Source organism: Amycolatopsis sp. NPDC028719 (genome assembly GCF_055565395.1).
The window spans coordinates 1,028,454-1,051,708 of the sequence record NZ_JBVHUL010000003.1 but is presented as its reverse complement, the minus strand read 5'-3'; the positions used below and the strand labels follow the sequence as shown (position 1 = coordinate 1,051,708).

The following is a 23,255-nucleotide window of genomic DNA, read 5'->3' as shown; positions in this document are numbered from 1 at the left end:
GGCAAGGGATCAGCCCACGGCGTCGGTGAGGTCCGCGGGGGACCGCCGCTGGACGGGCACTCTCTTGGACATCGGCAGGGTGGCCTCGGGATCGAAGGGCGCGGGCCGGTCGTCGAGGGCGACGGCCGCTTCGGTCAGGAGGGAGCGGCAGCCGGTGAGGCTCGCGTGGAGCTTGTCGCGCACCTCGGTGAGGGCCGTGACCTCCCGCTGGGCGGCTTCGACCAGGGATTCGCCTTGCCGGGTCGCTTCGGCGACGAGGCGTGCGGACTCGGCTTCGGCGGCCGTGACGAGCTTCTTGGCCTTGGCTTCCGCGGTGCTGACCAGCTTTTTCGCCTTGGTGCCGGCGGCCGCGACCTCCCGTTCGGCTTTGCGCTCGGCGGTGGCGACCAGCTTTTCGGCTTGGGCCGAAGCCGTCGAGACCTGCCTCTCGGCTTCGTTCTCGGCGGTGGTGACCAGCTCGTCCGCCTTGGCCTCCGCCATCGTGACCAGCGTTTCGCTGCGTTTCGTGGCCTCGGAGAGCACCTTCTCGGCTTCGGCTTCGGCGGCCGCGAGCTTGCGCTGCCCGCTCGTCACCAGGTCTTCGTTGCGCCGGGTCGCGTCGGTGACCAGCTGATCCGCCTTGGCCCGGGCGGCCGCTTCCTGCTCGGCCAGCTCGCGCATCGCCGTGGCGCGGCGGATCGTCATCGCGCGGGTGTGGTCTTCTTCCTGCTGGGCCCGGCGGTGCGCGGCGGCTTCGTCGAGCTCACGGCGCCGCTGCTCGGCCGCGCGCAGGAACTCCTCGTGCTCGGTGCGGCGCCGCTCGGCTTCGGCCTCCGCTTCGGCGGCCAGCCGGCGTTCCTTCTCCGTGAGGCGGATCGCCTCGCGTTCGGCTTCGCGCCGGGTGCGTTCGGCCGCTTCGGTTGCCCGCGCGGTGATTTCGGTCGCTTCTTCACGGGTCAGCTCGATCATCCGGCGTGAGCGCTCCTGCAGCGCGTCCGGTTCGATCGGGGTGCGGCAGATCCGGTCGATCTTCACGCGCAGCTCACGGTTGTCCTCGGCGAGCGCGGCCACGCGCTGCCGCGCGGAGTCGCGTTCGGCGGCGAGCCGGTGTATCTCGGCCTCGGCCCACGCGACGTATTCCTCGACCTGCGCGCGGTGAAATCCGCGCCACGCAAGGTCGAATCCGGGCTGCGTCCGCGCCACGTCCTCGCCACCGCCGGGGGCCATGCCTCACCTCCGAATTGGATGGTTTCTCCTCGGCCGCACGTTTTCCTTGCGGTACCGGGGAATTCCGGGTGCACCCCAGTGTGCCGCAAACCCGCCTCCGCGCGCTGCCCGGGCGGCCGATCATTCGTCGAGCGGTTCCCCGGGGCCGGTGGACGTGCTCCGGACGCCCGGCAGTTCCGCGAGTTCGGCGGCGAGGTCGTAGAGATCACCGCGGCCGTCGAGGCGCAGCCGCACGACCGCGATCCGTTGCCCCTCTTCGGAAACCGACTCGTGGTCGACGTCGACGTGGTGCACGGCCCAGCCGCGTCCGGTGCACGCCGCCAGTGCCGCGCGCAGCACGCCGTGGCCGTCGAGGTAGCTCAGCTGCACGACCGGTGGCTCGCGGCGGTGGCGCGCGACGAACCGCTGCAGCGGCGGGAAGCCGCGGGTCACCACGAAGTGCGCGATCGTCGTGCCCACGGCGAGCACCGGGAGCCCGGCGCCGCACGCCGTGCCGACCGCGGCGGTGAGCCAGATCGTCGCCGCCGTCGTCAGGCCGCGCACGGCGTCCCGGCGGACGAAGATCAGGCCGCCGCCGATGAAGCCGATGCCGGACACGATCTGCGCGGCGATCCGCGACGGGTCCAGTGAGACGTGGTCGCTGGTCAGCAGGTCGGCGAAGCCGTACTTCGACACCAGCATGAACACGGCCGAGCCGACGCCGACCAGGCTGTGCGTCCGCAGCCCCGCGGGCTTCATGCCGGCCTCGCGCTCGAGCCCGATCGCGACGCTGAGCACCAGCGCGAGCAGGACCGGCGGCAGCAGGTCCCACTGCGCCGAGGTGGACCACAGAGTGGGCAAGGTCACTACCTCCGAGGTCGTCGGTGTCGGCACGCGGGGAGAACCGCCGGGGCCGTCACCTGGGCATACTGGGCCGAAGCCCCGATCGTGCCAGGTGAGGTGGGACGCGTGACAGCCAGTCGGCTCGCCCCGGACTTCGTGGGCTACCCGGAGGTGCGGCGCGGTGTCCGCGCGCTGCTGGGCGCCCGCGCCGGCGCGGGCCGGCGCCCGGTGCCGGCGTGTCCGGAGTGGACCGTCGCCGACCTGCTGGGGCACCTGATCGTGATCGCCGAGCGCGTGCTCGAGCGTCATGGCGGCACGCCGCCGGTCTCGGCGGCTTCGACGATCCCGGAGCTGCTCGACCGCTGGGACGACGTCGGCGAGGACCTCGACCGGCGCCTCGCGGAGGCGGGCGGGCGCAGCGGCGAGATCATGGTGATGGACGCGTACACCCACGAGCTGGACCTGCGCGCCGCGCTCGGGATGCCCCCGCCGGTCGAGCACGCGGCGTGGGCGCCGAGCTTCGAAGTGCTGGTCCGCGGGTTTTCGGGCTCGGTCGCCGGCCGCGGGCTGCCGGCCCTGCGCCTGCGCACGACGGGCGGCTCGGAGTGGACCGTGGGCACGGGCCGCCCGGTGGCGACGCTGACCGCCCCGGCCCACGAGCTGTACCGGGCGCTCGCCGGGCGGCGGTCGCCGGGCCAGCTGACGGCGCTGGCGTGGAGCGCGGCGCCGGGACCGTGGCTGCCCGCGTTCAGCTGGGGGCCGTTCAGCCCGCCGCGGTCGCCGGGCGTCTGACCTGCGCAAATCCGTGAATGTCGCATTCACGGACGGCAAGTTCCTCGATGCGACATTCACGGACTTGCGGCCGTGGTTCAGCCGCCCGGCGGGGTCACCGTCAGCATCGCCGCCAGCGCCAGCACCACGACGCTGAGCAGCACCTCCGCCGCCACGGCCTGCCGCAGGCGGCGCAGGTTCGCCGTCACCGTCTTCGTCGTGCCCTCCGCCGGGCCGGTCAGGCCCCGGCGCACCGCGCGGCGCGACCGGCTCGCCACCGCCAGCAGCAGCGCGAAACCGGCGATCTTGAGCAGGAGCAGCAGGCCGAACCGGGTCGTCCAGAGCGTGGACAGCGACGGCATGATCCGCAGAGCGAGCACCGCGCCGCTGATCGCGATCGCGGTCACCGACCCCGCCGCGAGGCCGGAGAAGCGCGCCGCGACGGGGGCCAGGTCCTCGCCGGGGGCCGGGCGGTACAGGCACAGCGCCAGCTGCACCAGCCCGCCGGCCCAGACGGCGATCGCCCCGAAGTGCACGAGGTCCGCCGAGACCGAGACGAACATGATCGGGTCGGTGACCGGGTGGCCGGTGGCCGAGAACGTCAGCAGCACCAGGAAGCCGGTCACCATGGCCAGGTTCTCGTAGCGCGACCGCAGCCGGTCCGGCAGCCCGGGCCGCAGCAACCGGGGCACCAGCACCGCCAGCGCGACGACGGCGGCCAGCCGGAGCAGCAGCAGCTTCCCGTAGGCGACGCGCAGCGTGTCCGCCAGCAGGCCGGTGTCGAAGACCGCCTCGAGGTTCCGGCCGGCCGCGTACGGGCCCTGCAGCACGAACGCCGCGGCGGTGGTCGCGGCCAGGAGACCGAGGCCCCAGCTCAGCAGCCGCCGGGCCCGGCGGTCGGTGCGGGCCGCCGGCCGGCACAGGACGGCGAACGCCAGCCCGCCCAGCAGGACGACGCCGAGGTAGGCGAGCCAGCGGACCGCCGTCGAAGCGAAGTCGACGCCCGCGTCGGTGCCGGTGGCCGCGGACACCGCGCCGGCCGAGGTCACCAGCGGACCGGTGCCGACGACGAACGCGAACGTCCCGCGGACCGGGTGGGAGTCGGCCGAGACGAAGGCGTATTCGACGAGGTAGCTCGCGTCCGGCAGGTTCGGCTTCAGCCGCACGGCGACCTGCTCGGCGACGTCGCCGGGCTGGAACACCGGCCCCGAGTCGACCTGCGTGCCCGCGAGGTCGACGACCTTGATCGACCCGGGCTGGATGCCGACGTTCTCCGACAGGGTGACCGACACCAGGGACGGCGCCGCGCTCAGGCGGGCGCCGTCGCCCGGCGTCGAGGAGACGATCTCGACGTGGGCCGAAGCCGGCGTGGCGGCGAGCACGAGCCAGCCGGCCAGGAAGGCCAGCAGGACCAGTGCCCGGCGCGCGCCGCGGCCGCTCACGAAGCGGCGAGTGCCGGCGTCTTCTGCCCGCAGAGGCAGCCGGTCAGCTCGCGCTCGGCGGCCGAGGCGCGCCGGTGCAGGACGACCGCCACGATCATCGGGATGGTGACGATCGTGTTGTAGAACAGGTGCAGCTCCACCCGCGGCACGAGCAGCTGGATGATGCTGGTGGGCACCTTCTGCCCGGCCAGCCGCCAGCCGGACTGCGCCTGGATGAACAGCAGCAGGTGCTCGATGTGGTGCCAGAACTGGATGCCGAGCGCGAGGTTCCACCACTGCCGCGACCGGCCGGCGAACCCGTGCCGCAGGACCCACAGGAACACCAGCATCACGAGCGCGTAGCCGTAGTGCAGCCATTCCTGCGAGATCAGCCACGGGAACGGCATCCCGAGCACGCCGCGCGCCTTCGGGGCCGGCCAGCCGAAGCCGTAGATCTGGACGGCCTGCACGATGTGCTCGGCCCAGTGCGCGAGCACGACGAGCATGAACAGCGCGAGCGCGCGGTGGTGCCACCGGCTGTTGAGCGGGCGCAGGAACCCGGACGGACGGGCGAGTTCGGACGTCGACATGCGGACCCCAGTTCACGAAGAAGACGGCGTGCGTAGACGATAACCGCTTCCGGAGCGGTTCCCGTTACTCCGGATTGCCGATTGCGCAAGGGAAAATGCGACGCCCGGCGGATTGCGTACCGCCGGGCGTGGTGCAGCGATGAGCCGTCAGCGCACCGACAGCCCGGCCTCGCGCTCGGGCGCCGGCGGGATGTGGAAGAGCCGGGTGAACAGCTCGAGGTGCGCCGGGTCGCCTTCGAGGCGGACCTTGCCGCCGGAGATCGCGTCCTGGGCGGACAGCTTGCCGTTGAGCAGGTCGAGCATCGCCGGGCCCTGCGGCTCGATCACCAGGTCGGCGGCGGGCAGCGAGCCGGCCGACGCCTTGAGCGCGCCGTCGTCGACCATGGCGTGCACGATCATCTCGCCGCCGAAGTGGTGCAGCTCGTAGTTGACGTGCACGCCCGTGGCGGCCTCCTCCTGGAAGGTCGTGTAGAGCGAGAGGATGGCGGCGTCGAGGGTGAAGACGTCGTCCGGCTTCGGGTAGTTCAGCGACCGCGCGCCCCACAGGGAGAGGTCCAGGACGATGTGGTCGAGTTCGCAGCCGTACTCGGTGAGCTCGTAGACGACGCCGGCGTCCAGCTGGGAGAGGACCCGGCGGCGGATCACGCCGGTCTCCTCGAGCTCGTTGAGGCGCGAGGTCAGGATGCTGACGGGGATCCGCGGCAGGGTGTGCTGCAGGTCGTTGAACCGCTTCGGGCCGAGCATGAGGTCACGGATGACCAGCAGCGACCACCGCTCCCCGACGATCTCGAGTGCCCGGGCCAGGCCACAGAACTGTCCGTATGTGCGAGCAGATGCAGGCATACTCGGGTCCTCACTTGTCTCGGGTGCCAGACCGGGCGCCGCCCGGGCTCGCGCGGGGCCGCGAGCTCCGTTACGGTGCCCCTGACGCACCGTGCTGCCACGGGCGTCGCTGTCTACGGTGACGGTTCCCCGCCGCGCGCGGCCAGTGAACGGCGCACCGGTGTCCCGTGCGTTTCCCACTTCGGACCATGCGTTTCGCATGACTTCCCCGTGCTCTGAGCACTGGCTGAGTAGACCTCCGGTGGAGCACGATTCCCTTCTCTCGTCCCGCCCAGCCCGACGAACGGCAGGAGGGCCCATGCGCACGACAGCGGTGGACGCGCCCGGGAGCGGCGCCACGGACGTCCCGGTGCCGGTGCGCGCCCCGGCGTTCCGGCGGCACCTGCGCGCGGAGGTCCGGGAGGGCAAGGGCGCGTACCTGTTCTCCGAACAGGGCGTGATCGCGATGCGCGGCCCGAAGATCGAGTCGCTGGCGGCGTTGCTCGACGGCACCCACGACCTCGACCGCCTGCTGCGCGGGCGGCCGGGCGGGATGGCGCCGGAGGAGGTCGCCGCGCTGCTGGCCCAGCTGGTCGACGCCGGGCTCGTGACGCTGCGCAGCCCCGGCTCCGGCGACCGGCTCGGCGACGAGCGCGCGCTGGCGTACTGGGACGCGTGCGGGGTGGACGCCGACGTCGTCGCCGCGCGGCGGGGCACCGTGCGGCTGACCGCGGTGGGCGACAGCGCCGACGGCGTCGACCCCGGCGCCGTCGAGCGGGCACTGGGCGAGGCCGGGCTCGAGGTGGTCCGCACGGACACCGGCACCGCCGACCTGTCGGTCGTGCTGTGCGCCGACTACCTCGACCCGCGCCTGGCCGACATCGACGCCGAGCACCGGCGCGCGGGGCGGCCGTGGCTGCTGGCCCGCCCGTCCGGGGCCCAGGTGTGGATCGGCCCGGTCCTGCGGCCCGACGGCGCGTGCTGGCACTGCCTGACCCACCGCCTGTGGGGCCACCGGCACGCCGAGGCGTGCGTGCAGGAGGAACTGGGGCACGCCGGGCCGGCGCGGCGCCCGATGCCGGCGCTGCCGCCGCTGACCTCGGCCGCGGCGCACCTCGTCGCGCTGGAGGCGGCCAAGTGGGTGGCCGGGTACCGCCACCACGGCCAGCAGTGCGTGTGGACGCTCGACTCGCTCGACCTGCAGGGCCGGCTGCACGAGCTGCGCCGCCGCCCGCAGTGCCCGTGCTGCGGCGACCCGTGGCAGGTGGTGTGGCGCTCGACGCGGCCGGTCGTGCTGCAGCCGGCCAAGAAGGCGACCACCGGGGGCGGCGGGCACCGGACGGCGACGCCGGCGCAGATGCTCGAACGGCACCGGCACCTGGTCAGCCCGGTCACCGGGATCGTCAAGGAGATCCGGCCGGACCCGGACGCACCGCCGTTCGCCAACGCCTACCGCTCCGGGCCCAACATCGCCCGCGGCATCACCGGGATGGCCGCCCTGCGCGCGGGGCTGCGCTGCGAGAACGGCGGCAAGGGCGTCAGCCCGCTCGACGCCGAAATCGGCGCGCTGTGCGAGGCCGCGGAGCGCTTCTCCGGCAACTTCCAGGGCGACGAGCTGCGCATCCGCGGCTCCTACGAGGAACTGGGCGAGGAAGCGGTGCACCCCAACGCGTGCATGCTCTTCGGCGACCGCCAGTACACCGGCCGCGCGGAGTGGAACGCCGAGCACGCGAGCTTCCAGCGGGTCGGCGAGCCGTTCGACCCCGCCGCCCGCACCGACTGGACGCCGGTGTGGTCCCTGTCCGGGCAGCGCCGCCTGCTGCCGACGTCCTACCTGTACTACGGGACTCCGCCCGAGAGCGCCGCGCGCGGGGTGCGCGCCGACTCGAACGGCACCGCGGCGGGCAGCAGCCTGGAGGACGCGATCCTGCAGGGCGCGCTGGAGCTCGTCGAACGCGACGCCGTGGCGCTGTGGTGGTACAACCGCACGCCGGTGCCGGGCGTCGACCTCGCGTCCTTCGCCGACCCGTGGCTGCACGAGATGACGGCGGCCTACGCGGGGATCGGCCGCGAACTGTGGGTCCTCGACGTGACTTCCGACCTCGGGATCCCGGTGACCGTCGCGCTTTCGCGGCGGATCGGCGCCCCGCACGAGGACATCATGATGGGCTTCGGCGCGCACCTCGACCCGCGGATCGCGGTGCGCCGCGCGGTGACCGAGCTGAACCAGATGCTGCCCGTCGTGGAGGGCGCGGGCCACGACGTCGACGACCCGGACGCGCGGCGGTGGCTCGCGTACGCCACCGTCGCGAACCAGCCGTACCTGCGGCCCGAGGCGGGCGAGCGGATGCGGACCGCCGCGGACTTCCCCTTCGTCCACCGGGCCGACGTCCGCGACGACGTCGAGGCGCTGGCCCGGGTGTTCGGCCGCGCCGGCCTGGAGCTGCTGGTGCTCGACCAGACCCGCCCCGACGTCGGGATCCCGGTGGTCAAGGTGCTCGCGCCGGGGATCCGCCCGTTCTGGGCCCGGTTCGCGCCGGGCCGGCTCTTCGACGTCCCGGTCCGGCTGGGCCGGCTCGACGCGCCGACCCCGTACGAGCGGCTCAACCCCTTCCCGATGTTCCTGTGAGAGCCCCTGGGGCTCGGTGTTCCGCTGTTGCTTGAGGAGTTGGCTGTGCCTGCATACCGCCCGGAGACCGTCCGGCTCTGGTCTCTCACCGAAGACACCTTGCTGGAGGCGGGCGACGACGACACGCTCGTCGCGATCACCTGGTGGGGCGAGTACGAGCTGGCGGACGTCCCCGGGCCGGTGCGCGAGTCGCTGGGCCGGATGGCGCTCGGCCCGATCTCGATGGGCAACCTCGCGACGTCGGCGGGCGGGGCCGCCGAGGCCGGGGCGGGAACGCTGCGGAAGGTCCTCAACCAGCTGTCCGGCTCGGTCGTGCACTCGCTGGCGCTCAACGACGGCCGCGGGCCGCTGCTGTCGGCCATCCCGGTGACCCAGGCGCCGGTCTTCCCGGCCGACGCGGTGCCGCCCGGCAGGCTGATCAAGCTGTCGCGGTACTCGGCGATGCGCCCGGACGGCGGCGGGCTGCTGCTGGAGTCGCCCCGCGCCCGGTACCGCGTCGCGCTGCTGCGGCCGCCGGCGGTGGCCGTGGCGTCGTCGCTGGCCGGGCCGGTGACCGTCGCCCAGGTCGCCGAGGACTCCGGGCTGGCGGAGCCGGTCGTGGCCGACGTCGTGGCGTTCCTGGTGGCCGCGGGGGTGGTGCTGGTGGCCGACGACTGGGCCGAGTTCGCCGAGGACACCGACACCGACCTGGCCGTGTGGTCGCCCGACGACCTGATGTTCCACGCCCGCAGCCGGACGTGGCTGAAGGGCGGCCCGGCGGACCCGGAGGCGCACCGCGCGGGCGTCGAGCCGCCGGTCGTCAAGCAGATCACCGCCGGCCCGACCTTCCCGCTGCACCGCCCCGACCCGGTGATGCTCAAGGCGACCGACCCGACGCTGGCCACGCTGCTCGAACACGACCACACGTGCCCCGAGGTCACCGAACGCGCGTTGTCCGCCGAGCAGGTCGGGGAGTTCCTCTACCGCGCCGCGCGGGTGCGGTCGATCGGGCCGGCGTACCTGCCCGGCGGGCCCGGCCACGAGGCGTCGCAGCGGCCGTACTTCAGCGTCGCGTGCCTGTACGAGCTCGAGATCTACGTCGGGATCAACCGCTGCGCGGACCTCGCGCGGGGGATCTACCACTACGACCCGCTGTGGCACACGCTGACGCTGATCAACGACGACCTCGGCGTCCTGGACGGCATGCTGGACCTGGCGATGATCGGGGCGGGCAGCCACCGCCGGCCGTCGGTGCTGCTGACGATGACCGCGCGGATGTCGCGCATCGCGTGGGTGCTCGGCAGTGCCGCGTACGCGACGACGCTGGTGCACGTCGGCGCGCTGCAGCAGGTGCTCTACCTCGCGGCGAAGGCGATGGGGCTCGCCGCGCACGCGGTGCCGGTCGACGCCGGCGACCGGGTGGACCGCTCGCTGAAGCTGGAGTGGCCCGCCGAGGTCAGCGTCGGCGAGTGCGTGCTCGACTTCCCCGGCGGTGCCGCGCCGTTCGTCGCCGGCCCGGTGCCTGCCGAATAGCCTCGCCCGCCGCTCGGAGGTGGCCCGCTTCCGGCCGGCCGGTAACGCCACCGGCCGGCCGGACGACGCCTCTGCCGTGACCGTTCTCCCTGTTACCGTTGTGACACCGGGGTTCGGGTGAGGTGGGGAGGCGCCGTGGCACATCCGGTTCGGCTCCTCGGACGGATCCGGGTACGGGCCGCCGCGACGGCGGGCGAGGAAGCCGGGCGGCCGGACTTCCGCGCGCTCGTCGTGGGCGCGCCGCCGGCGGCCGCGGCCGCGGTGGCGCTCATGGCGTCCCTTCCCGTCCTGGCCGAACGGCAGTCCTGGGTGTCGTGGCTGCTCGCGCTCTCCGGTGCCGCGGCGCTGGCCGGAGTACACCTGGCCGCGTTCAAGCCCGGCCGGTTCCGCCGTCCTGGCCTGGCGCTGGGGGTCCAGGCCCTGCTGGCGTACGTGCCGATGCTGCAGCTGGGCGCCCTGTGGAGCACCGCGAGCGGGTTCTTCGCCGGCGGGCTGCTGCTCGCGGTCCGGCCGGCCAGGGCCCTGCCCGCGGCCGTTCTCGTGTGCGTCGCGGCGGGGCTCGCCTCCGCCCGGGGGACCGCTTCGGCCGATGCCGGGTTCGCGGCCGTGGCGTCCGCCGGGGTCGCCGCGCTGGTGCTGTTCGCGACGGGCGCGGCGGCGCGGCTGATCGCCGAGCGTGAAGAGGAGCGCCGCGAGCTGAAGCGGCGGGCGATCGCCGAGGAACGCAAGCGGTTCTCCCGCGACGTCCACGATCTGCTCGGGTTGAGCCTTTCGGCCATCACCCTCAAAGGTGAACTCGTCGACCGGTTGGTGATCGGCCAGCCGGGGCGCGCCAAGGAGGAGCTGGCCGAGCTGCTGACGATGTCGCGGCGCGCGCTGGCCGACGTCCGCACGGTCGCGGCGGGCTACCGCGAGCTGTCGCTGGAGGACGAGTGCCGTGCCGCGGCGGCGGTGCTGAGCGCGGCCGGGAGCCGGGTGACGGTCGCCCGTTCGGGTACCGAGAACCTGCCCCCGGCGGTGGCGACCGCGCTGGCGGCCGTCCTGCGCGAAGGGGTGACGAACGTGGTGCGGCACAGCACGGCGAGCTGGTGCGCGCTCTCGGTGAGCAAGGACGACGGGACGGTCTGGCTGGAGATCGTCAACGACGGCGCGGGCCACGCGGCGGGCGGTGGCGCGGGGTCGGGCTCGGGGCTGCGCAACCTGGCCGACCGGGTGGAGTCGCTGGGCGGGACGCTGGCGACGGAGACCGGACCGGACGGCACCCACCGGCTGCTGGCGGCGGTCCCGGTCGGGTGCGATGGCGTGCGCCGGCACCGGGAGCGGGACGAACTGACGGCGTAAGCGCTTTCCGGCGGGTTTCCGGGCGGTGCGGGGTGTTCGAGGCGCGGGACGGGTGTGTGGAGGGCCGGCTCGCGTGATGGGAGGGTCGACTCGTGTGTCTGGAGGGTCGACACGCGTGATTGGACGGACGACACGCGTACCTGGGCGGTCGGGTCGCGTACCTGGAGGGTCGGCTCGGGTGGCTAGAGCCACTCCGCTTCGGTCGCGATGCGGATCGCGTGGACCCGGTTGCGGGCGTTGAGCTTCGTGACCACCGCGGCCAGGTAGTTGCGGACCGTGCCGGCCGACAGGAACAGTTCCGCCGCGATGTCGGCCACGTTGCGCCCGCGCGCCGCCAGCGACAGGATCTCGATCTCGCGCGGGGTCAGCGGGCAGTCGTCGGTCTCCCAGGCGGCCAGCGCCAGCTCGCTGTCGATCACCCGGCGGCCGATCGCGACCGAGCGGACCGCGTTCGCCAGCTTGTCCGACGGCGAGTCCTTGAGCAGGAAGCCGTTCACCTTCGCGTCCAGCGCCCGGCGGACCGTGCCCGGGCGGCCGAGGCTGGTCAGGATCAGCGTGTGGACGCCGGGGAGGCTCTCGTGGATCTCCATCGCCGCCGACAGCCCGTCCTTGCCCGGCAGGTCGATGTCGATGACGGCGACGTCCGGCTGGGCCGCCTTCGCGGCCGGCAGGATCTGGTCGCCGGAGGACACCTCGGCGACCACCTCGATGTCGGACTCCAGGTTGAGCAGGGCGACCAGGGCGCCGCGGACCATGTGCATGTCCTCGGCCAGCAACACCTTGATCACGACGGTACCTCGCCCCAGTTCGTTGACTCCCGCCCCAATTGTACGCCATTGCCCCGCCCCACCGGTGTTTCGAAGAAGCGCACCCGGGAATGGCCGGGAATTCCCCGGCGGCTCGCGGCGGGCCGGTCACCTCACCCGCTGGGCCGAATGGCTGCCGGGAACACGGACCTGGTGCGCCCGCCGTCCGTGGATTAACGGACGGCGGATTCGGCGCGCCGGAATTGCACGCTCAGACCGCCACGGGGCGGGCCACCGCGGGCTGGCGCAGGTCCGGCAGGGCCAGCAGGACCGGCGGGTCGAAGCCGTGCCGCGGCCGCAGCCGGACGTCGGCGAGGCTCGCCGTGACGCCCTGGTGCACGGTCACCGGGCCGGCCAGGCCGGTGTAGGGCCGCAGGGTGTGGTTGTCGACCTCGCCGCAGCCGTAGGCGTAGGTGAGGACGTACCACGAGCCGAGCGGAACGTCGGCCAGCGCGTACGGCCCCGGGCCGGGCAGGACGGCGAACCGGGCGGGCGCGCCCTCGGCGATCCGGGCCGCGAACAGCCCGACGAACACCGGCCCGACCTGGGCCGATGGCGCGACGCGCAGCTGGCCGCGCACGGTCGTTCCCGACCCCGGCCGGGACTGGCGGTCGGCGACCCGCGGGGCCATGCCGCGCAGCTGGCGGTAGCCCGACGGCGAGACGCCGACACTGCCGCTGAAGCGGGCGCTGAACGTGCCGACGCTGTTGTAGCCGACCTGGTGGCTGATGTCGGCGACGGAGATGGTGGTGGTCGCGAGCAGGCGCTTGGCCTCCGCGAGCCGCAGGGCCGAGAGGAACCGGCCCGGCGACAGCCCGGTGGCCCGCAGGAACACCCGGGTGAAGTGGAACTTGCTGAACATGGCGGCGCGGGCCAGGTCGTCGATCGTGAGCCGCTCGCCCAGGTTGTCTCGCATGGTCACGATGGCGCGTGCCACGGCTTGCCGGACGATCTCATCCATGGTGGCCGTCCCTCCCGGTCGACAATGCGCACCCGAGGCTTCCCGGTGAAGGCGCCTTCGGTGCGGGGGATGTGATTTCGTCCAAAACTGTAGATCGGCGGGCGTCTACTTCTTAAGTGCTCTGTGCACCGGTCCGGATGGATTTCACCGGTCCCGCACATGCGTTTTGCACATGGGGTGTGAACAGGGCCCGAACCGGGAACTCCCGCCCGGAGCGCATGTGCGTTTTTCATACCCGTGGTGACGGGTGGAATGTGCACGACAGCGCAGGGTGACGGAAATGACCTGTTTCGCGGGTATCCGGTGCCCTTGTTAGCCCGTTCGGAGTCTTGGCCGTAACCGCACGGAGCATGTGTAAACCACAGTGCGCCGGTGATGCGGACACTGGCTGATGCTGCGTCCATTGGCGACGATTTATGGCACGTGAAGCATTCATCTTCGCCACTGGGAGCAGAACATGTCCGCACAGATCTCCGCTGACGTCCGCGCGCTTTTCGCCGATTTCGAAATCGAGTTCGAGAAGGCTGGGACGGACCTCGTGATCGACCGTTTCGAGCACTGGGGCGTCGACGCTTCCGCGGGCACCGTGCAGCCGCGCCGGGGTACCTGCTTCTGCCAGGTCGACGCCCTCGAAGCGGCTTGATGCGCGTTTGCGCAGTTCTCGACGTCGCGAGCCGGTCCCGGCGGGCGCCCAGCGCGCCCGCGGGGGGCGGCTCGCCGCACGTGGCGGGCCGGGAAGTCCACAAGCGACCCCGGCCGGAAAATTTCCGACACGGATGACGGGAACTCGGAACGTGTCCGTGACGGCTGGTAGCCGGCCAAGTGCGAGTAGGTATTTTTAACCTGGTCCCAACGCGTGCATGTGCATTTCGCGGCATCCCCGCATAAGTGGTGCCCGAATGGTGCAACCGATTCGTCAAGCAGAATGTTTAACTGAGCTTCTGGGGAATCGTGAGTGCGGAGGCACCCGTGATCAGAGTGCTGGTGGCCGAGGACATGCACATCGTGCGGGGCGCACTGGTGGCACTGCTTCGGCTGGAACCCGACATCGACGTCGTCGCCGAGGTCGCTTCCGGGCTCGACATCCTGCCGGCCGCGCGGGCCAAGCAGGCGCAGGTGGCCGTCATCGACATCGACCTGCCCGGCAAGGACGGGCTCACCGCGGCCGGTGAGCTGCACGCACAGCTGCCGGGCTGCCGGACCCTCATCCTCACCAGCCTGGGCCGTCCCGGCACGCTCAGGCGCGCGCTGGACGCCAAGGTGGGGGGCTTCCTGCTCAAGGACGCGCCGCCCGACAAGCTCGCCAACGCCGTGCGCGGCGTGCTGGCCGGCCGTCGCATGGTCGACGGCGACCTGGCGCTGGCCGCCTGGGACACCGTCGACTGCCCGCTGACCGCCCGCGAGCTGGACGTGCTGCGGATGACCGCGCAGGGCTACGGGACGGTGGAAGTCGCGGCCCGGCTGTACCTTTCCGCCGGGACAGTACGGAATTATCTCACGACTGTGGTCGCGAAGCTCAACGCCCGCAACCGGGTCGACGCCATCCGCATCGCCGAGGAGTCGGGCTGGCTGTGACTGCCGGAAATGGTCCGGACCACGAGGTCCGGACCATCGTCGCGTCCGGCCGGGACAGTGGCCGGATCCGCGTTCGCGGTGCAGGTGTGGGCTCTCCGCCGGGAGTCGGCTCGGTTGCTCGTGCGCCGGTGGGGTGGCCGGATGGCGGTGGGTTCACGGCTGGTGGCGGGGATTCGCCGCCCAGGGCCCGGAGCGGCCGGGGTTCAGGCCGGGACGACCGCGCGCAGCCGGAACCGGCCGTCCGGCTCCACGCCCGCGGTCAACCGGCCGCCGAGGTCCGCGACCCGGTACGAGAGGTTGCCGATCCCGCTGCCGGGTGAGGTGTCGCGGCCGTCGGCGGCCGGGGCGGGCACCACCACCGGGACCCGCGTGGCCGGCCGGTCGCCGTTGCGTTCGACGCCGTCGTTGATGATGTCGAGGCAGATCCCGCCGTCGGTGCGCCGCAGCGCGATCTCGCAGCTCTCCACCTTGCTGTGCCGCAGCACGTTCGTGACGCCTTCGCGCAGGACGACGGCCAGTACCGTGCGCACCTGGGTCGGCAGGTCGTCGCCGAGCATCTCCATGCGCACCCGCACGTCGGCGGCCGCCAGCACGGACCTCGCGGTGCGGGACTCGCTGTCGAGGGACAGCTCGCGGTAACCGCTGGCCACGGACCGGACGTCGGACAGGGCCTGCCGGGTCAGGCCGAGGACCTCGGTCAGCTCCTCGGCGGCGCGGTCGCGGTCCAGCGGCAGCACCCGGGCGGTCAGCTCGCTCTTCAGCGCGATCGCGGACAGGCTCATGCCGAGCAGGTCGTGCAGGTCGCGGGCGAACCGCAGCCGCTCCTCGGCCAGCGCCATCTCGGCCAGCCGCCGCCGGGTGGCGGCGAGCTCGGTGACCAGCCGGACCAGCCACAGCAGCCCGAACACGGCCAGGCTCGTCATCACGGTCGCGGCGGTGTAAAAGATCGTGGACGTGATGTTCGCGCCGGAGAGCCGCTCGATTTCGGCGAAGGCGGCGATGTTGAGGGCGAAGAACACCCAGCCCGCGACGGGCGGCAGGACCAGCAGCGCGCTGCCGACCAGCAGCCCGGGCAGGCTGACCCACCGGGGGCCGAGCGGCAGCAGCGGGAGGTAGATCAGGCAGGCCTGGACCAGGAGCATCCCGTAGCTCTGGGCGGAGCGCAGCTGGGTCGAGGGCCGGTTGAAGTACGAGAACTGCAGGGCCAGCAACGCGACGATCGAGCCGATGACCAGCGCGATCTCCCACGGCCGGGGCTTCAGCTGCAGCAGGTGCGCCGCCGCGCCGATGCCCATCAGCACCATGATCACCGGCAGCAGGCCGCGGATCTCCTTCGACGCGCTCTCCGAACGCTCTTCGGTGTCGTGCGCGGCGGAGGCCCCCGGCCCGTCGGGCAGGGGGAGCTCGACGCGCAGCCGGAACCGGCCGTCCGCGCCGGCCTTCGCGGTCGCCGTGCCGCCGAGTGCCGAGACCTCGTCCGGCAGGACCGTCAGCGCGCTGCCCGGGGCGAGCGCCGGGTCGCCCGCCGTCACGCCGTCGTTGACGATTTCGAGGACGACCTTGCCGTCCTGGTGCCGGACGTCGATCTCGCAGTGTTCGACGTCGCTGTAGCGCAGGACGTTCGTGACGCCTTCGCGGAGCACCTTGGCCAGCAGCGTGCGGACCTGCACCGGCAGGTCGCCCTGGTCGAGGTGGATCCGGACGGCGATCTCGGACGCCGAAAGCAGCGATTCGGCCGTCCGGGACTCCTTCTCGAGCGAGAGCTCGCGGTAGCCGTGGGACACCGCGCGGACGTCGGAGAGGGTGCGCTGGGCGGTGGCGGTGATCTCGCCGAGCTCGGCCTTGGCCCGCTCGGCGGACTTGCGCATCAGGCGGGACACCAGCTCGCCCTTGAGCGCGATCGCGGACAGGCTCAGCCCGAGCAGGTCGTGCAGGTCACGGGCGAAGGCCAGCCGCTGTTCGGCGACCGCGCGCTGGGCCAGTTCGGAGCGGGCCGCGTGGAGCTCGTGGACCATCCGCGCGAGCCGGGACAGCAGGTAGAAGACCAGGATGTAGAAGAGCGTCCCGAACGTGTTGTAGATCGTCGTCGCCGGCTTCACGTCGAACACCAGGTAGACCCCGACGGTGCTGACCAGGACCGCGGCGACCGCCGCCCAGCCGTACCACCGGGGCAGGACCAGGAGCGCGGCGCTGCCGACGTACACGAGCATGGTGGCCCACAGCAGGCCGAAGGTCAGCATCGGCACGTAGGCGAGCACGACCATGACCGCGAACAGCACCCGGCTGGTCGTGGAGCCGAGCCGGACGGACGGGCGGCTGAACCACAGCAGCTGGATCGCCAGCAGCGCGGCCGCGGCCACGACGGCGTACCCGGCCTGCAGGAAGTCGACCGACTCGGGCAGCACGCTGACGACGCCGATCACGCCGAACCCGGTGATGACCACGACGATGATGGCCGCGGCGAGGTACGCGGCCAGCCGCGGGCGCCGGTCCGCCGCGGTGGTGCCGCGCGGCTCGGCGGTGACGGACAGCTCCGCGGCCGGATCGAGCGCGGCGACCGGAGTCATCGGTGCGGACCCCCCAGGATTTCGGCGGTGGCCGGAGCGCCCCAGGTGGCCCGGCCAGGCCGCGGTGTGCGTTGTGCTGCCGACCGATCGTAACCCACCCCAGCTGCGTTTCCTTGCGCCGAAGAGACGTGGCGCCGGGGCGCGGGAGGACGGCACGACGGCGGCGGGGCGCGGGTTCAGCGCCGGCCGGTCGCGGACCCGGCGCGGTCCGGGACGCCGAGCAGGCTCAGGAAATCGAGCCGGGAGAGGGCGACCGACCCGGTGTGCAGCACGGAACCGTGCTCGAGCCGGAAGAAGCTGAGCGCCGACTCGAGGTCGTCCCAGAACTCGCCGCTGCCGGTCTCCGGAAGACGCCGGGACACCGGGAAGTCCGCGGTGAACGCGCGGCCCGCGGAGTACGTGGGCAGGTCGCGGCCGAAGTGGCGGCGGTACCGCTCGAGCTTGGCGTAGGGCGCGCGCGAAACCAGCACCAGGCGCAGGTCCGGGTCGTGCAGCGCGGCGGCGATTTCGGCGGCGGGCACGTCGTCGAACGGGCCGTCGTGGCCGGGCATCGTGTGGTGCACCGCGAGCCGCCGGTGCCCGTCGAAGAGGTCGGCCAGCGAAATGCGCCCCTGCGGGCCCTCGAACGGGTACTTCGCCGCGGTGACGGCCCGGGGCCGGTCCAGCTCCGGCCCGATCAGCTTCGTCATGGCTCGCCCTCCCTGGGTGTGTTCCCCCGAACGGAGTGTGGCGCGCGGGCCCGGGCGGGCCCAGCGTTCGCGCCGGGAACCGCAAGCTGGGAGACGCGCGGGCCGCGGGAGCAGGGCCTTCGTCCCCGGGCCGCCGCGCCGCCCGGCGGCCCGGACCCTAGGCTCTGCGGTCATGGCACGCTATTTCGACCTGCACCCGGAGAACCCGCAGCGCCGGTCGCTGGGCCAGATCGTCGAGATCCTCCGCGGCGACGGGCTGATCGCCTACCCGACCGACTCGTGCTTCGCGCTGGGGTGCCGGCCGGGCAACCGCGACGGGCTCGACCGCATCCGCACCATCCGCAAGCTGGACCACCGGCACCACTTCACGCTGGTCTGCCAGGACTTCGCCCAGCTGGGCCAGTTCGTCCACATCGACAACGCGGTGTTCCGCGCGATCAAGGCGGCGACCCCCGGCAGCTACACGTTCATCCTGCCCGCCACCAAGGAGGTGCCGCGGCGGCTGATGCACGAGAAGAAGAAGACGGTCGGCGTGCGCATCCCCGACCACCGCGTCACCCAGGCGCTGCTGGCCGAGCTCGGCGAGCCGCTGCTGTCGAGCACGCTGCTGCTGCCCGGCGAGGGCGAGCCGATGACGCAGGGCTGGGAAATCAAGGAGGAGCTGGACCACCAGCTCGACGCGGTGCTGGACTCCGGCGACTGCGGGGTCGAGCCGACGACGGTCGTCGACTTCTCTTCCGGGGAACCGGAGATCCTGCGCGTCGGCGCGGGCGATCCCACGCCATTCGAGTGACGCGGGCCGCGGCCGGCTCCCCGGTCCGCTAGCCGGCGCCCGCGATCCCACCGTCGCGAATGACTGGTCCGGGACGCCAGAGGTCCCCGACGACTCATTCGCGACAGCGGACCCGGCGAAGTCGTGTCGCGCGACAGCCTCCGGCCCGGCGGGCCCCGCTCGACCACGGCGGCCGGCTTCGGTTGTCCTGGCTGACTCATCCAGGTCTTGGGAGGTCCTGAATGAGTCATTCAAGACAGCGGACCCGCCGGGCGCGCGAGAGAACCGGCTCGCCGCGGCCCGCTACCCGGTCCGCTAGCCGGCGCCGGTCTGACCGGGAAGAGCCGGTCAGACCGCCGGGTTCTCCAGCAGGTCCAGCCATTCGGCGGTGTGCTCGCCGCTGAACGTCAGGGCGAGGTCCTCGACGTCGCGGCGGCGGGTCACCAGGAGGCAGAAGTCCTCGGCGGGGCCGGTGACGCGGTCGGCGGCCTCTTCCGGCCCGAAGTCCCACCGCGTCCCGGACGGCGCCCGCAGCTCGAAGCGGAACGGCCCGGGCGGCGTCCGGCGGTACCGGCGGTAGGCGTGGTCCCGGGTCCGGACGCCGTAGTACGCGACGTGCCCGATGGCGTCGTCGCGCCGCGGGCGGATGCCGAGCGCGTCGGCGATGTCCTGGCCGCAGGCGAACAGCTCGGTCAGCGCGGCCGCGGCGAGCACCGACGGGCGCAGCGGGCCGTCGCTCCACGGCAGCTCCGGCTTCGCGGGCGCCGACGCGAGCAGGGCGTTCGCCTTCCGCTGCTCGATCAGCCAGGTCAGGATCGCCTCGTCGAGCGAGTCGTAGGAGATCTGCGGGGTGACGCCGAAGGCACCCGGGTTCTCGGCACTGAGCCGGACCAGCCGCGCGGTCGACGTCAGGCGGGCGAAGTGCCCGGTGAGGTCGGGGCCGGAACCGTACCCGTGCCGCTCGGCCAGCTCGGCCAGCGCGTCGGTTTCGGTCTGCAGGTCCGTGAACACGTCGGCCATCGGTGCCACCCTCCTGGGGCCGGGACTGCCCGGATCCAGGCTTGCAGGCGGCCCGGCGGCGGCTCCACTCCGCGCTTGCGCCGTGCCGGCGGCGGGGTCGGCTATGTTCATGCCACGGACGAAAGGAGCCCGGGTGTGAAGTACCTGCTGGCGATGTACCTCAACCCCGACGTGATGGCCGGCCTGTCCCAGCAGGACATGGACGCGATCATGGCCGGGCACCAGGACTTCATCCGCACGATCCGGGAGTCCGGCGAGATGGTCGGCACGCAGGCGCTCGCGCCGGTCGCCGACACCAGCGTGGTGCGGGTGCGCGGGGGCCTGCCGGCCGTCACCGACGGCCCCTTCCTGGAGTCGAAGGAGTTCCTCGCCGGCTACTACATCGTGGACTGCGCGAGCAAGCAGCGCGCGGTCGAGCTCGCCGCGATGATCCCGGACGCGGCCTACGACGGCATGGGTATCGAGGTGCGCGAGATCGTCTTCTTCGCCGACGCCGAAACCGAGCTCCCCGGTTCGTGAGGTGACCGCTTCCGCTCCGGTCGCCGAAGTCCTGCGCCCGCTGGTGCCGCAGGTGCTCGGCGTGCTGGTGCGCCGGTACGGCCAGTTCGACGCGTGCGAGGACGCCGTCCAGGAAGCCCTGCTGGCGGCCAGCGAACAGTGGCCGGCCGAAGGCTTCCCGGCCCATCCGCGCGGCTGGCTGGTCACGGTCGCGACCCGCCGGCTCACCGACCACTGGCGCAGCGAAAGCGCGCGGCGGCGGCGTGAAGAGTCGGTCGCCGTGCGGGAGCCGGCGAGCGCGGCGGTCGTCCCCGGGCCCGGCGAGGAGCAGCCCGCCGGCGACGACGACACGCTGAAGCTGCTCTTCCTGTGCTGCCACCCCGCGGTGTCGCCGTCTTCGCAGGTCGCGCTGACCCTGCGCGCGGTCGGCGGCCTGACCACGGCGGAAATCGCGAGCGCGTTCCTGGTGCCCGAGGCGACGATGGCCCGGCGCATCACCCGCGCCAAGGACAGCATCGCCGCCGCCGGGTCGACGTTCAGCGAACCGTCCCCGGCCGACTTCGGCGACCGGCTGCGGGTCGTCCTGCAGGTGCTGTACCTGATCTTCAACGAGGGGTACACGGCGACGTCGGGGGAGAACCTGATCCGCGCCGAGCTCGCGGCCGAGGCCATCCGGCTGACCCGCGCAGTGCACGCGCTGATCCCGGATGAGGGCGAGGTGGCGGCGCTGCTCGCGCTGATGCTCCTGACGGACGCGCGGCGCGAGGCCCGCACCGGCCCGGACGGCGAGCTGGTGCCGCTCCAGGACCAGGACCGCGCCCGCTGGGACGCGGCGATGATCGCCGAGGGCGAGGCGCTGGTGGACGCGACGATCGGCCACGCGGCGCTCGGGCCGTACCAGGTCCAGGCGGCGATCGCGGCCCTGCACGCCACCGCGCCCAGCACGGAGGAGACGGACTGGGCGCAGATCGCCGAGCTGTACCACGTGCTGCAGACGCTGATGCCGAGCCCGGTCGTGACGATCAACCAGGCGGTGGCGGTGGCCCAGGCAGCCGGCCCGGCGCGCGGGCTGGAGCTGCTGGACACCGTGGACGCGAAACTCGATGTGGGCCAGCGGATGGACGCGGTCCGCGCGCACCTGCTCGAGCTGGCCGGGGACTTGGCGGGTGCGCGGAAGCACTACCTGCGCGCGGCCGAGCGGACGGCGAGCCTGCCGGAGCGGCGGTACCTGCTGCAGCGGGCCGGGCGGATCGCGCCGGAGGCGGACGCCGCGCGGAACTGAACCCGCCGGGCCCGGGTCGCTTCCGGTGCAGTGAATGACTCATTCCTGGCGTTGGACGCAGGGAATGAGTCATTCACTGCGGTTGGTTCGGGCCTGCGGAGCCGGGCACGGCTGGGGAGGGGCGGTGCCGCGAGGTCGTTCACGTCGTTGCGGCGGAAGGGATCCGTGGCCGGGCACGGCTGAGCGGAGGCTCGCCGTAGCGAGTCTCCGCGGCCGGTATGGGGCCCGCCCGGGGCCTAGCCGGGCGGGCCGGGTACTCAGCGGACCACGATGCCCGACGGGGGTTCCGGCGCCGCCGGGATGTGGAACAGCCGGGACAGCAGCTCGAGGTCGGCCAGGTCGCCCTCGATCGCCAGCTTGCCGCTGCGGACCGCTTCCGCCGCGGACACGTGGCCGCTCATCAGGTCCAGCATCACCGCGCCGTTCGTGACCTTGACGATCAGGTCCGCGCCGGCGAAGCGGCCCTCGCCGACCTTGACCGCGCCGTCCTCGACCAGCGCGTGGATGATCATCCGGTCGTCGTAGCGGATCTCGTAGTTGATCTGGACGCTTTCGGCCACGTCGGCGCGGAACGTCGTGTACAGCGACAGGATCGCCGAGTCCAGCGTGAACACGTCGTCCGGGCCCGGCTGGTGCAGGGAACGCGCGCCCCACAGGCCGAGGTCGAGCAGGACCTGGTCGAGCTCGCTGCCGTACTGGGTCAGTTCGTAGACCAGGCCCGCGTCGAGCTCGGCGCGGACGCGGCGGCGGAGCACGCCGGTCGCCTCGAGCTCGTTCAGGCGGGACGACAGGATGGACGGCGGGATCTTCGGCAGACCGGCCTGCAGCTCGTCGTAGCGCTTCGGGCCGAGCACCAGGTCGCGGACGATCAGCAGCGACCAGCGCTCGCCGATGATCTCGAGAGCGCGGGCGAGGCCGCAGAACTGGCCGTAGGCGCGGGTGTTGGGAGCGGGCATCGGGCTTCCTCACTTCTTTCTCGGGCGATGCGGTGGAACACCGGCCGGAGCCGGGAAAGCGGTGGATCAGCGGTGATCCCCTTCGGAGATCAGCTCGCGGTGCAGGACCTGGAGGTCGTCACACGGCTCGACGCCCAGCTCGCCGGCCAGCCGCGACCGGAGCCTGCGGTAGACGGCCATCGCGTCGGAGCGCCGTCCGCTGCGGCCGAGCACGCGCATCAGCTGGCCGTGCAGCGCTTCGTCCAGCGGGCTGCCGGTGGCCAGCGAACGCAGCTCGCCGATCAGCTCGCGGTGCTTGCCGCTGACGATCTCCGCTTCGATCCGCAGGTGCAGCACACTGCGCCGCTGTTCGAGCAGCTCGGTGCGGTAGGCCGACAAGATCGGTCCACAGTGGACGTTCGCGAGCGGCGGGCCGGACCACAGGTCGAGCGCCGCGCGGTAGGCGTCGGCCGCCGCGGCGTGGTCGCCGGCGTCCTGGTGCTCGTGACCGAGCTGCCGCAGCCGGACGAACCGGTGGGTGTCCACCCGGGTCGGGTCGATGTAGAAGGCGTAGCCGGACTGCTTGGTGGCCAGCATCTTCTCCCCGTCGGCGGCCAGGCCGTTCTGGTCGATGCACCGGCGCAGGTGGTAGACGTAGGTGTGCAGCGTCGTGCGCACCGTCCGGGGCGGGTTGTCCGACCACAGCTCCCGGATGAGGGTGTCGATGTGTACCATCCGGCCCGGGCGCATCACGAGCACCGCGAGCAGCTGGAGCACCTTGGGCGTGGTCGGCGCGTAGTCGACCCCGCCCCGCAGCACTTCCAGCGGCCCCAGGACGGTGAACGTCACATCACCGTCGTCCGGCGCGTCCGGTCGCGGCAGTTCGGAGTACATGGCAGGCCTCCAGCGTCATCAATGCGTCCTCGCACTCCCCAGTGCTGCTGCGCGGGTCGGGGGACGGCCGACTCCGGGCTTCTCACCGAATGTGACAGAGCGTCGCCCCGGCGACCAGTGAGCCACCCATCAGAGTCAACGT

At 72.8% G+C, this 23,255-nt stretch carries 21 protein-coding genes; 9 read left to right on the top strand and 12 right to left on the bottom strand.

Annotated features, from left to right (window positions below):
- Positions 1–9: 9 nt before the first annotated feature.
- Together ACZ4TR_RS18385 and ACZ4TR_RS18380 are read right to left on the bottom strand one after the other, a co-directional pair.
- Entirely contained in the window at positions 10–1,206 is a 1,197-nt protein-coding gene (locus tag ACZ4TR_RS18385) for a M protein (protein WP_465288100.1), read from the bottom strand.
- 120 nt (positions 1,207–1,326) lie between these two features.
- Positions 1,327–2,046 (bottom strand): MgtC/SapB family protein, encoded by a 720-nt coding sequence (locus ACZ4TR_RS18380; RefSeq protein WP_364525635.1) that lies wholly within the window; start codon positions 2,044–2,046, stop codon positions 1,327–1,329.
- A gap of 108 nt (positions 2,047–2,154) precedes the next feature.
- Between ACZ4TR_RS18380 and ACZ4TR_RS18375 the strand changes: the two genes are divergently transcribed.
- On the top strand, positions 2,155–2,820 hold the full coding sequence (locus tag ACZ4TR_RS18375) for a maleylpyruvate isomerase family mycothiol-dependent enzyme (RefSeq protein WP_465288099.1): 666 nt from the start codon (positions 2,155–2,157) through the stop codon (positions 2,818–2,820).
- A gap of 77 nt (positions 2,821–2,897) precedes the next feature.
- Here ACZ4TR_RS18375 and ACZ4TR_RS18370 read toward each other — a convergent pair whose 3' ends face one another.
- The 3 genes from ACZ4TR_RS18370 to ACZ4TR_RS18360 form a co-directional block, all read right to left on the bottom strand.
- Positions 2,898–4,241, bottom strand: a complete 1,344-nt coding sequence (locus ACZ4TR_RS18370) for a copper resistance CopC/CopD family protein (protein WP_465288098.1) — start codon at positions 4,239–4,241, stop codon at positions 2,898–2,900.
- Positions 4,238–4,810 (bottom strand): hypothetical protein, encoded by a 573-nt coding sequence (locus ACZ4TR_RS18365; protein ID WP_465288097.1) that lies wholly within the window; start codon positions 4,808–4,810, stop codon positions 4,238–4,240. Before ACZ4TR_RS18365 ends, ACZ4TR_RS18370 begins: the two co-directional genes overlap by 4 nt.
- A gap of 147 nt (positions 4,811–4,957) precedes the next feature.
- Positions 4,958–5,653, bottom strand: coding sequence for a winged helix-turn-helix transcriptional regulator (locus ACZ4TR_RS18360; RefSeq protein WP_364525643.1), 696 nt, complete (start codon positions 5,651–5,653; stop codon positions 4,958–4,960).
- Positions 5,654–5,951: 298 nt separating this feature from the next.
- Between ACZ4TR_RS18360 and ACZ4TR_RS18355 the strand changes: the two genes are divergently transcribed.
- The 3 genes from ACZ4TR_RS18355 to ACZ4TR_RS18345 all read left to right on the top strand — a co-directional run bounded on the left by ACZ4TR_RS18355 (position 5,952) and on the right by ACZ4TR_RS18345 (position 11,114).
- Entirely contained in the window at positions 5,952–8,261 is a 2,310-nt protein-coding gene (locus ACZ4TR_RS18355; protein WP_465288096.1) for a TOMM precursor leader peptide-binding protein, read from the top strand.
- 45 nt (positions 8,262–8,306) lie between these two features.
- Positions 8,307–9,773: a SagB/ThcOx family dehydrogenase gene (locus tag ACZ4TR_RS18350; RefSeq protein WP_465288095.1), complete on the top strand. Its 1,467-nt coding sequence runs from the start codon at positions 8,307–8,309 to the stop codon at positions 9,771–9,773.
- Between the two features lie 135 nt (positions 9,774–9,908).
- Positions 9,909–11,114: a sensor histidine kinase gene (locus ACZ4TR_RS18345; RefSeq protein WP_465288094.1), complete on the top strand. Its 1,206-nt coding sequence runs from the start codon at positions 9,909–9,911 to the stop codon at positions 11,112–11,114.
- 182 nt (positions 11,115–11,296) lie between these two features.
- On the opposite strand, the gene ACZ4TR_RS18340 is transcribed toward ACZ4TR_RS18345, so the two are convergent.
- Both ACZ4TR_RS18340 and ACZ4TR_RS18335 read right to left on the bottom strand, forming a co-directional pair.
- Positions 11,297–11,902 carry a response regulator transcription factor gene (locus tag ACZ4TR_RS18340; protein ID WP_364525651.1) on the bottom strand — a complete coding sequence of 202 codons (606 nt, stop codon included), beginning with the start codon at positions 11,900–11,902 and terminating at the stop codon, positions 11,297–11,299.
- 229 nt (positions 11,903–12,131) lie between these two features.
- The gene (locus ACZ4TR_RS18335; RefSeq protein ID WP_364525653.1) at positions 12,132–12,881 is read right to left on the bottom strand and encodes an AraC family transcriptional regulator; all 750 of its coding nucleotides are present in this window, start codon (positions 12,879–12,881) and stop codon (positions 12,132–12,134) included.
- Between the two features lie 457 nt (positions 12,882–13,338).
- Between ACZ4TR_RS18335 and ACZ4TR_RS18330 the strand changes: the two genes are divergently transcribed.
- Together ACZ4TR_RS18330 and ACZ4TR_RS18325 are read left to right on the top strand one after the other, a co-directional pair.
- Entirely contained in the window at positions 13,339–13,524 is a 186-nt protein-coding gene (locus ACZ4TR_RS18330) for a hypothetical protein (RefSeq protein WP_465288093.1), read from the top strand.
- Positions 13,525–13,850: 326 nt separating this feature from the next.
- Positions 13,851–14,456, top strand: a complete 606-nt coding sequence (locus ACZ4TR_RS18325) for a response regulator transcription factor (protein ID WP_364525657.1) — start codon at positions 13,851–13,853, stop codon at positions 14,454–14,456.
- Positions 14,457–14,659: 203 nt separating this feature from the next.
- On the opposite strand, the gene ACZ4TR_RS18320 is transcribed toward ACZ4TR_RS18325, so the two are convergent.
- Positions 14,660–17,023, bottom strand: coding sequence for a sensor histidine kinase (locus ACZ4TR_RS18320; RefSeq protein ID WP_465288092.1), 2,364 nt, complete (start codon positions 17,021–17,023; stop codon positions 14,660–14,662).
- A gap of 176 nt (positions 17,024–17,199) precedes the next feature.
- Positions 17,200–17,712, bottom strand: coding sequence for a DUF899 family protein (locus ACZ4TR_RS18315; RefSeq protein WP_465288091.1), 513 nt, complete (start codon positions 17,710–17,712; stop codon positions 17,200–17,202).
- 172 nt (positions 17,713–17,884) lie between these two features.
- Between ACZ4TR_RS18315 and ACZ4TR_RS18310 the strand changes: the two genes are divergently transcribed.
- Positions 17,885–18,505 carry an L-threonylcarbamoyladenylate synthase gene (locus ACZ4TR_RS18310; protein WP_364525663.1) on the top strand — a complete coding sequence of 207 codons (621 nt, stop codon included), beginning with the start codon at positions 17,885–17,887 and terminating at the stop codon, positions 18,503–18,505.
- Between the two features lie 327 nt (positions 18,506–18,832).
- Here the strand turns inward: ACZ4TR_RS18310 and ACZ4TR_RS18305 are convergent, their stop codons facing one another.
- The gene (locus ACZ4TR_RS18305; protein WP_465288090.1) at positions 18,833–19,504 is read right to left on the bottom strand and encodes a maleylpyruvate isomerase family mycothiol-dependent enzyme; all 672 of its coding nucleotides are present in this window, start codon (positions 19,502–19,504) and stop codon (positions 18,833–18,835) included.
- Positions 19,505–19,639: 135 nt separating this feature from the next.
- On the opposite strand from ACZ4TR_RS18305, the gene ACZ4TR_RS18300 reads away from it, so the two are divergent.
- Together ACZ4TR_RS18300 and ACZ4TR_RS18295 are read left to right on the top strand one after the other, a co-directional pair.
- A complete protein-coding gene (locus tag ACZ4TR_RS18300; RefSeq protein ID WP_364525667.1) occupies positions 19,640–20,023 on the top strand; it encodes a YciI family protein in 384 nt (127 codons plus the stop codon).
- A gap of 1 nt (position 20,024) precedes the next feature.
- Entirely contained in the window at positions 20,025–21,284 is a 1,260-nt protein-coding gene (locus tag ACZ4TR_RS18295; protein ID WP_465288089.1) for an RNA polymerase sigma factor, read from the top strand.
- A 257-nt stretch (positions 21,285–21,541) separates the two neighbouring features.
- Here ACZ4TR_RS18295 and ACZ4TR_RS18290 read toward each other — a convergent pair whose 3' ends face one another.
- Both ACZ4TR_RS18290 and ACZ4TR_RS18285 read right to left on the bottom strand, forming a co-directional pair.
- Positions 21,542–22,240 (bottom strand): winged helix-turn-helix transcriptional regulator, encoded by a 699-nt coding sequence (locus ACZ4TR_RS18290; protein ID WP_465288088.1) that lies wholly within the window; start codon positions 22,238–22,240, stop codon positions 21,542–21,544.
- 66 nt (positions 22,241–22,306) lie between these two features.
- Positions 22,307–23,113 (bottom strand): AfsR/SARP family transcriptional regulator, encoded by an 807-nt coding sequence (locus ACZ4TR_RS18285; RefSeq protein WP_465288087.1) that lies wholly within the window; start codon positions 23,111–23,113, stop codon positions 22,307–22,309.
- Positions 23,114–23,255: the final 142 nt, after the last annotated feature.